We start from the raw sequence: 9,176 nt of genomic DNA, 5'->3' as shown, positions 1-9,176 counted from the left end.
AGTCAGAGCTAGTGAGAGATTAGAAATTAGATTCAATCTAATTTCTACTAGGCGCGATAGCGCCGGTCAACTTTCTAGTTTCTCACATTGTAATGGCGTGCTTATTGTATAAGAGCCGGCGAGTTACGGTGAGTGGCGAGGTTAAGCTTGTAACAAGCGGAGCCGCAGCGAAAGCGAGTCTGAATAAGGCGCCAATAAGTCGCTTGCTGTAGACCCGAAACCGAGCGAGCTATCCATGGACAGGATGAAGTTCGGCCGTTTGCGCGGCTGAGTGGAGGTCTGAACCCGTTGACTGAGAGAGCCATGGGAGGATCTGTGGATAGGAGAGAAAATCTACGCGAGCTCGGAGATAGCTGGTTCTCCCCGAAATGCATTTAGGTGCAGCCTCGAGATAGACCAACGGGGGTAGAGCGCCGATTTGGTACGACGGCCCCTTAACTTTGTGGGTCGGAGCCCAAGTCGAACTAACGAATACCGTTGATCGTTTCTCGGGAGTGAGGCCGCGGGCGTAAAGGTCCGCAGCCGAGAGGGAAACAACCCGGATCACCAGCTAAGGTCCCTAAGTATAGACTCAGTGTTCTTAAGGAAGTGGGATTGCGAAGACGACCAGGGGGTTGGCTTAGGAGCAGCCATCCCTTAAAGAGTGTCGTGCGTGTAAGCTCACTGGTGGAGCGATCCTGCGCCGAAAATGTCCGGGACTTAAGTCTATCACCGAAGCTGTGAGTTCTAGGTATATATAAGGTGTGTCAGGGTTTTAACCTTGGCCGTCTTACCTAGATCGGTAGGGGAGCGTTCTGTGGGAGTTGAAGCCATCCCGTGAGGGCTGGTGGATTCCACAGAAGAGAGAATGCCGGCATGAGTAGCTAACTAAGATGGGTGAGAATCCCATCCGCCGAAAGCCTCAGGTTTTCCCAGCTCTGTTCATCAACTGGGAGTTAGCCGGACCTAAGGCGAGGCCGAAAGGCGTAGTCGATGGATAAGCCGGTTAATAATCCGGCGCCACCGATCCGTAGTTGTTAACGCAAGCTGTTCTCCGGTGGTTTGTTCACCGGTAGACGGCAGCTAGCAACTAAAAAGCGGGCGACGCGGGTAAGCCGCGTCGGGGGACGAGTGGAAGCCCACCCGGCAAGGCCGAACCGCTTAAAAAAACCCGCAATTTGGATCGGTGTCCGTACTGCAGACCGACACAGGCAGGCTAAGGGATAAACCCTTAAGGCGAGCGAGACAACCCTCGTTAAGGAACTCGGCAAACTGACCCCGTAACTTCGGGATAAGGGGGTCTTTCCTCGGGGCAACCCGAAGAAAGGTTCAATTAAATTGGCTCGAGCGACTGTTTATTAAAAACACAGGTCTCTGCTAACTCGTAAGAGGATGTATAGGGGCTGACGCCTTCCCAGTGCCGGACCCTAAGAAGAGGGGTCGTAGGGTAGGATTGTTGGGGTGGAGAGCCCCAACGATTTCAACTGAGGGCTCCGAATCGAAACCCCGGTAAACGGAGGCCGTAAGGGAATGACGGCCCAAAGGTAGCGGAATTCCCGGCGGATAATTTCCGTCATGTCGAAAGGCATAACGACTCGAGCGCTGTCTCAACGAGGGACTCGGCGAAATTGGCTAAATCGGTGAATAGACCGGTTTCTCGCGGCGGGATGTAAACCCCCGGAAGCTTGACTGCAGCTTGATCTTGGGTGAACGCCCTAACCTGCCACCGTGAATCCGGTGGGGGGACAGGGTCAGGTGGACAGTTTGGCTGTTTCGGCCCCCTCCTAAAAAGTAACGGAGGGCTCCAAAGGTACCCTCAGCACGATCGGAAATCGTGCAGTGTGCATAAGGGCGTATGGGTGCCTGACTGCTTAGGCCGACAGGCCGCGCAGGGGCGAAAGCCGGGCCTAGTGACGCGGTGGTACCAAGTGGGTGGGCCACCGTTACATGGGATAAAAGTTCTCCGGGGAAATAGGGCCAATCACCCCCGAAAGATCACATCGACGGAGTGGCTTGGCACCTCGTAGTCGGCTCATCGCATCCTGGGGGTGTAGGAGCTCCCAAGGGTTGGACTTGCCGTCCATTAAAGCGGTATGTGAGCTGGAATAAGACCATTGTAAGATAGGTCGGATCAATATCTGCCGTGAGCGTTGGAAACTTGAGGGGAGCTGCCCTAAGTACGAAAGGAACAGGGTGGACGGGCCTCTGGTGTACCAGTTGCCCCGCCAGGGGCACCGCTGGGTAGCTATCGTTCGGAAGGGATAAGCGCTGAAAGCATCTAAGTGCGAAGCCCACCCCAAGATGAGGTTTCCCGTCGGTTTAAAAACCGACGAAGGTCCCAGGTAGACTACCTGGTTGATAGGCCGCAGGTGTAAAACCCGCGAGGGTTGCAGCCGAGCGGTACTAATGTGACCGATAAGCTTGATATTTTGTGACTCTACTCTATGCGCGCTATGCTCTATAAAAAAGACTGCTGCATATATGCAGCAGTCTTTTTTAATGCTTTAATTGTTCTATTTACTGCAACTTTTGGTGGTTGAGTAGGACCTTTGTTGGATTTCCAGCATATAATAAAGTTGCTATAAAGTGCTGTTTTAGATAGAATTGTGACAAGAGGTTGGAAGTTTTAATCCCGGTAGGCTTCCAGAAGTAAAGTAGCGGGGACATTTAAAGCTTGTAAGAATCGAATGGAGGTAACTGTGCGCTTTAACTTAAGCAAAAAGTCAATAATTACTATTATTGGGATAATAATTATTGCGGTTATTGCGGTAGTTGGCATACAAAGAGTACTCGCTTCACGCAACCCAGTGTTAAGTGAAGACCAGCTTAAGGCTGCTAATACGGCTATTAATGGTTGGAATATTAAGAACTTTGCCCGTCTTTCTGTAAACCAGGACAAAGTCCGCGAATTCAAACAGAAGTTAATGGAGTTCTACGATGCGGATTCCGGAGAGCTGGCCGAGCAGCAGCAGCTCATAGATGGTCTAATCGCCGCTGATAAATCCAAGGATACCGGCACGGGAGCGCTTGATACAAGTACCCCGATGCGACTTCTTGAATTCAGGCTATCCAGCGTTAAGCTTAAAAAGACCAGTTTTAGCGGCGATGGGGCCGACATAACGGCGGATCTCGAATACTATATCAAATACGACGCTCAGCATGAAAATTACAGTACATTTGGAAAGAACACCTATGAGTGGAAGCTCAAAAAGGTAAAAGATAAGTGGAAAATCATTCACGAGGACGTCATAAAAGGTGATGACGACCAGTCGTGATTGAAGAAAAGCCCGGTGCGCTATTGCCGAGCGGCTGATGTCTTGATTTTGATGTCGGTGGGCATCAACCGAACTGGTCGAATGATCGAGGACAGCTGTGCGGTACGTCGGATAGCCCCATAGTCTCCGGCTACGTGCGAAATTGCTTCTCATGCGGATCGCTGCTTGAGTTTCTGGATACCGAGGTAGACCTCTCCTGCTACTATTGCGGTGAGCAGCACAAATCAAATCTCTGGTGCCCGGAGGGACACTTTGTGTGCCCGACATGCTACCAGATACCGATCACAGAGTTTATCGAGTGGATTATTAAGACAACCAGATCCAAAGATCCCTTCGAGATAGCAATGATGATGATGGGCTTCCCGCAACTCCCCGATCGTTCGTGCGAACATGCCTGGATATTTGCCGCTGCGCTTCTTACGGCTATAAAGAACGAGGGCTCGGCAAAACTTACCGATGAGGATATCTTTAGCGCGCTCGAGACCGCCAAAGAGCGGGCGGTGACGCGGGCAACGCTGCAGACCGGTGTGTGCGGGATGGGTGCCGCCGTCGGTATTGCGTTTCATGCCGTTTTTAAAGCCATGCCTAACAGAACCGACCTGCAGGATGATATAACCATGAAGGTTGTGGCGGAGGCGATAGAATACCTTGCCGATAACTCGACGAATTGTAGATGCTGCAAGAATGTGGTGTGGACGATAATGGACCTTATCGTATCGCTGATACATGCAAGATTTGGCATCGAATTAGAAGGATCGGCGAGCGATATTATCTGCCACCAGGTCGGCGCCATGGTGAATTGCGACCCTCTAACGTGCCAGTTTAGCACAGCACTTGATATCAATAAGCTAAGTTTGTAGCTTAGCGTTTACCAAACTGCTTTTTACCCCGATAATTCTTTTAAGACATTCTTGTTTCTCGTTGGGCTAGAGTCCTATTATCCTGGAGCTATTTTGGAAAATTACGTATGCTACGAGGGCAAAAAACATAACGCGGAGTGCCGCAAACCCTGCCATGAATGCGCAAGCTACGGCATCGAACGTCGTAAGACCAATAGGCGCCGGAACGGTATCAGCTTAAAGCTATGGGAACGGCGGGAAGGTTTTGACAGAAGGCAGAACCACCTCAATACAAGAAGCCTTTACCACTGGATTTTTAGACGCGGCGCATCGCATTTAAGAAACAGTTACTACACGCTAGTCCTGCTTCTTATTGTGTTTAACCTGCTCAACCTAGCCGATTACTTTTTCACAGTCAAGGCCCTTTCCGCAGGGTTTATTGAAGGAAACCCGATTATGGATAAGCTCTTTAGCGTGGGGCCGGCCGCGGCGGTGATCTTTAAAGTAAGCCTCGCGGTTACTATTACGGCGATTGTCTGGGTCTTCAGAAAATACCGGGTTGTCCTTGAGGTCAGCATTCTCTTTATCCTGCTTTACATGTGCCTTATTGCCTACCATATCTACGGCGCAATCCGATACTACTAAACCCCAAAAAATTTGCCAGCGGTTTGTTGTTGTGCGATTATTTGCTTAGGCTGTGCTTATTGTACAGGATATTATGCTAAAGCTTAGCTTTAGAACTAGCGAAATACCTGGTAAGATACCAGGAGCTGGCGAGCGCCGTCGGAAATAATTAAAAGGTGATAATAATGGAAGAAGAATTGATACGGCGGGCGGTTAAGAAGAATAATATCATTGCGGTTGTCGGCGCATCCAATAATCCTGATAAATATGGATATAAGATATATGAAGATCTCAAAAGCGCCGGGTATAAGGTATATCCCGTCAATGCCCGGGAGCAGAAGGTCCAGGGGGATAAGGCGTATCCTACCATAAGCAGTCTTCCCGAGAAGCCGGATGTCGTCGATATCGTAACGCCGCCGCAGGTTACCGAGAATATCGTGAAGGAAGCACAAGAGCAGGGCATAGATATTGTCTGGATGCAACCCGGCGCCGAAAGCCAGGAAGCGATTACTTTCTGCAAACAGAGCGGCGTGAAGGAGATCCACAACTCCTGCATAATGGTCGCACGAAGAAACTTCTAGGTAAAGTTTGCCGTGCCGCAGCCGATACTACATATTGTAAGAATCTACCATAAAGATTATAGAGACTACGCAACAAACACATCTTTTTTCTACTCAATTCACCACAGCGTCACTAAACATTAAAAGCATGAAACACTGACAACTAAATAACGGTTTTAATGGCAATTTTTTATGGTTTTCTGCCAGAAAATGGTTTCAGGAGGCAGGTGAAACTATATAACGGCCAGCGACTGAGTGAAGGTTTTACTGAAGCGCAAGCTTCAAAGAAGGAGTTTTAATGCGAAAGCTGTTTTATGGGCTGATCTTAGTTGTCATGCTCAGTCAATTCCCACAAGTTTCGGCTCAGTTTCAAGAAGAAAAGCAAGGCATCGATGCAGCGTATGGGAAGGTAACTAAGGCAATTGATTTTGCTACCACCGCATATACCACCACCCGCAAAGATGTCGGGGTTATCCAGGACAGGTTAGATAGAACCAAGCAGGATATCGATAAGGGCGTGACGTATGCGCAAAAGGCAGGCACCGAAGCCTCTAAGTATAGCGGTGCGGTGAAGTCTTTAGTTGGCGAGGCTAAGGCGGTTACGCAAGCCTCAATGCAAAAAGTTACCGCGACCAAGCCGGTAGCGGGAACGAAGACCGTGACAGATGCAGCTTCCCAAAAATAAGCTGCGGAAAATAAAAAAGTCGGCAAAGGCCGGCTTTTTTATTTTGCTTTACTGTGATAGCCTACGGTCTAGTAGTTCTTTAATAGTCATAATGTTTGAGGTGTTTTTGTGTACGAACCCCGTTTTTACCGTAACCAAGTTCTGGCTAAGGACCTCTTCGCGTTTGAGGTAAAAGTTAACGAAACCGACCTTTTTATATGTGCAAACAATGACTTGACGGCTGCCGCGTATGAACTAGTGCGTTTGTATCGCGGACAGATCGAGGACTTTATCGCCAGGCACCCCATATTCTTGAAAACGTTCGTGCCCATAGAGATTCCCACGGATGCTCCCGATATCGTAAAGTCGATGGCCGATGCGGCGAAGCTTGCGGAAGTCGGCCCTATGGCCGCGGTTGCCGGGGCGATTGCGGAGTACGTCGGGTTGGGCCTTCTTGCGTATTCGGATGAAGTGATCGTTGAAAACGGTGGGGATATATTTATCAAAACAGGCATGGAGCGAAAGATCGGCATTTTCGCCGGAACATCGCCCTTAAGTAATAAGCTGGCGGTACGATTGCTGCCCGAAGATACTCCCCTTGGCGTTTGCACATCATCCGGTACGGTCGGTCATTCGGTGAGTTTTGGAAAATCCGACGCGGTTGTTATCCTCTCGAAGAATACCTCGTTAGCCGATGCCACTGCCACTAAAGTCGGCAATCTTATCCACTCTAAAAACGATATCAAGCAGGCTATTGAGGTTGCTCAAAACGTACCTGGGGTCGAAGGCGCGATTATTATTGTCGATGACGCGCTTGGCGGCTGGGGTAAGTTTGAGTTTATGCCTGCTTAACTGCCGATTACTACTACGGGTTGCTTTTTCAAAAGTACTTTACATTCGTGCTGGTTTACGCTGGCCTAATCCAGCAGGTAAGAATTATAATAGTATGAAGGTAAGCATATAAGTCTTAACCTAAGGCTTGGCTTTAGGATTCTGGGGTAAGACAGTATTAGTCGCAGTATTCTCACGGCAGTTACTAGTAGGAGGTGAGCCCCATGGATGAAATAAAGACCCCTGAAACGCGTAAGCCTCAAAGACGGCAGAGAACGAAGTGGAATTACAAACGGGTTGGAGTTGCTTTAGCGGCAGCACTTTTTCTTACCGTTACCGCAGCATATGGAGGGTATAGCCTCGCGCATCGCCTTGGCGGTCACTCTGATGTTAAGGAAAAGGCGGCAAAGAGGCCCGTAGTGGTTACGTCCTCAACCAGCAAGGTTTTTGGAACCACGACAACCACTGAACCGAATTATCTCACCTATACCGTTAAATCCGGCGATACCTTCTACAGTATCGCGGCCAAGCACAATACCACAGTACAGAAGATTAAGGATATTAACAACTTCTCTGGGGATGACAACAGCCTGCAGATAGGTATGCTGCTTAAAATCCCGACAAAAGTGCCGGTGGAACCGGAGGCAACACAAAAGAAAGACGGGCAGCAATCGAAGGAAAATAAGGCTTCGCCGATAAAGGTATCCGCGCAAGAGATCTCTCGAGGACCCAGAGATGCGAAGAAAGTGGCATTGACGTTTGATGCGGGTTCAACAAGCGAGCCAACGCGACAGATCATCAAGGCCCTTGAGGACGCCAACGTTAAGGCGACGTTCTTTTTGACGGGTAAGTGGGTTGAGGAGAACGAAGACCTTGCCAAGAAGATAGCCGACGATGGTAACCCGATAGGAAACCATACGTATTCGCACGCTGATTTGACCAAGACCTCGAACAACGGTATCGCTTATGAGCTGAGTAAAACCGAAGGCATTATCCAAAAAACGACCGGTGTGAGCACCAAGCCGCTGTTCAGGACACCCTATGGCGCACGTGATTCCAGGGTGTTGAGGGTTGCCATGAATGCCGGCTACCGCTCTATTTACTGGACGATTGACTCGCTTGACTGGAAACCGACGATGACGGCCGAGCAGGTGAAAAACAGGGTGCTCTCCGGGCTGGATAACGGCGCGATCATTTTGATGCATTGCGGGAGCAGCCAAACCGCGACAATACTTCCCGAACTGCTTAAACAGATTAAAGAGCGCGGCTATGAGATAGTTACCGTGCCGCAGCTTTTTGAGTAAGCAGGTGGTTTTTCTCCGCCTCTTTTTATGTGCCCGTTGCAGTATAATCGCTTTATTACTATCGCTTTGCTTAATGCTTATTGTCTGCGAGAATAGGTTAAAATTATCATGTGCGAGAATGATTTTTCGTAACGGCTTTTCGCTGCCGGCTAGCTTAAGATCGTGACTCTTAGCTTTATTGATTAATCGCTAGTCGCCGATCGCCGATCGCAATTTCCGGAGGGATTCTAATAAGTAAACTACAAGAGGCGAACAATCGCGCCGAGGAACTGAGAAGCTTAATATATTACCACGACCACCGCTATTATGTGCTGGATGCGCCCGAGATATCGGATGCCGAGTACGATGAACTGATGCGGGAGCTTATCGCCATCGAGACCGAACACCCGGAGCTTGTTACGCCCGATTCGCCGACGCAGCGGGTTGGCGGTGAGCCGTCTCAGGCGTTTAAACCGGTGCGGCACCGGGCCAGGATGATGAGTCTTGCAAACGCGTTCTCGTTTGAGGAGCTGGCTGCGTTTTTTAATCGGATTAGCGGGGAACTCGGGACCGACCAAATCGAGTTAGTCTGCGAGCTTAAGATCGATGGCGTCGCGGTGTCGCTGACCTATGAGCACGGGATGTATGTGAATGCTGCGACCAGGGGCGATGGTGAGGTCGGCGAGGACATAACCGCCAACGTTAAGACCATCCAATCGCTTCCCTTGCGCCTCTTTTTGGAAGCGCCGCCGGATGTGCTCGAGGTGCGCGGTGAAGCGTTTCTCTCCAAAGAGCAGTTTAAGCAGATTAACGAGGAGCGTGAGGAGCTTGGGATTCCCCTTTTCGCCAATCCCAGGAATGCGGCGGCGGGTTCGCTCAGGCAGCTTGATCCCAAGGTTTCGGCTAAAAGGAACCTTGATATGTTTGTGTATGCGCTTGGGTACGTTGAGGGCGTTGCGTTTACCGATCAGTGGGGACTGCTAAAGTATATGGAGGCCGCCGGTCTTAAGATAAACAAGCACATCAAGAAGGTCGGGTCGGTGCAGGAGGCGTATGAATTCTGTGAGTACTGGCAGGACAAGCGCCATTCGTTGCCGTTTGAGATAGATGGGGTCGTTATC

Annotated in this window: 8 protein-coding genes and 1 rRNA gene (1 of these 9 running past the window's edge); all 9 read left to right on the top strand. The window is 49.9% G+C overall.

Annotated features, from left to right (window positions below; all coding sequences use genetic code 11):
- Window positions 1-2,408 (top strand): 23S ribosomal RNA (locus COY37_RS02930); it begins 543 nt to the left of the window's first position.
- Between the two features lie 270 nt (window positions 2,409-2,678).
- Window positions 2,679-3,254 (top strand): hypothetical protein, encoded by a 576-nt coding sequence (locus COY37_RS02925; RefSeq protein WP_286976010.1) that lies wholly within the window; start codon window positions 2,679-2,681, stop codon window positions 3,252-3,254.
- 254 nt (window positions 3,255-3,508) lie between these two features.
- Window positions 3,509-4,114, top strand: coding sequence for a DUF5714 domain-containing protein (locus tag COY37_RS02920; RefSeq protein WP_286976008.1), 606 nt, complete (start codon window positions 3,509-3,511; stop codon window positions 4,112-4,114).
- A 93-nt stretch (window positions 4,115-4,207) separates the two neighbouring features.
- Window positions 4,208-4,738 carry a DUF5658 family protein gene (locus tag COY37_RS02915; RefSeq protein ID WP_286678572.1) on the top strand — a complete coding sequence of 177 codons (531 nt, stop codon included), beginning with the start codon at window positions 4,208-4,210 and terminating at the stop codon, window positions 4,736-4,738.
- Between the two features lie 164 nt (window positions 4,739-4,902).
- A complete protein-coding gene (locus COY37_RS02910) occupies window positions 4,903-5,298 on the top strand; it encodes a CoA-binding protein (RefSeq protein WP_286678571.1) in 396 nt (131 codons plus the stop codon).
- Between the two features lie 277 nt (window positions 5,299-5,575).
- Window positions 5,576-5,962 (top strand): hypothetical protein, encoded by a 387-nt coding sequence (locus COY37_RS02905; RefSeq protein ID WP_286678570.1) that lies wholly within the window; start codon window positions 5,576-5,578, stop codon window positions 5,960-5,962.
- 108 nt (window positions 5,963-6,070) lie between these two features.
- Window positions 6,071-6,793, top strand: coding sequence for a UPF0280 family protein (locus COY37_RS02900; RefSeq protein ID WP_286678569.1), 723 nt, complete (start codon window positions 6,071-6,073; stop codon window positions 6,791-6,793).
- A 203-nt stretch (window positions 6,794-6,996) separates the two neighbouring features.
- On the top strand, window positions 6,997-8,076 hold the full coding sequence (locus tag COY37_RS02895; RefSeq protein WP_286678568.1) for a polysaccharide deacetylase family protein: 1,080 nt from the start codon (window positions 6,997-6,999) through the stop codon (window positions 8,074-8,076).
- A gap of 224 nt (window positions 8,077-8,300) precedes the next feature.
- On the top strand, window positions 8,301-9,176 hold an 876-nt coding region (ligA, locus tag COY37_RS02890), incomplete at its 3' end, for an NAD-dependent DNA ligase LigA (protein WP_353682994.1).

The sequence above is a fragment of the Candidatus Aquicultor secundus genome (assembly GCF_002791875.1).
GTDB classification, from domain to species: Bacteria; Actinomycetota; Aquicultoria; order Aquicultorales; family Aquicultoraceae; genus Aquicultor_A; species Aquicultor_A secundus.
This window is presented reverse-complemented; position numbering and strand designations above follow the sequence as displayed.

Excerpts from the sequence above, each read along its gene's own strand:
- COY37_RS02895 (WP_286678568.1), top strand. The coding sequence starts at position 6,997 with ATGGATGAAATAAAGACCCCTGAAACGCGTAAGCCTCAAAGACGGCAG.
- COY37_RS02910 (WP_286678571.1), top strand. The coding sequence starts at position 4,903 with ATGGAAGAAGAATTGATACGGCGGGCGGTTAAGAAGAATAATATCATT.
- COY37_RS02905 (WP_286678570.1), top strand. The coding sequence starts at position 5,576 with ATGCGAAAGCTGTTTTATGGGCTGATCTTAGTTGTCATGCTCAGTCAA.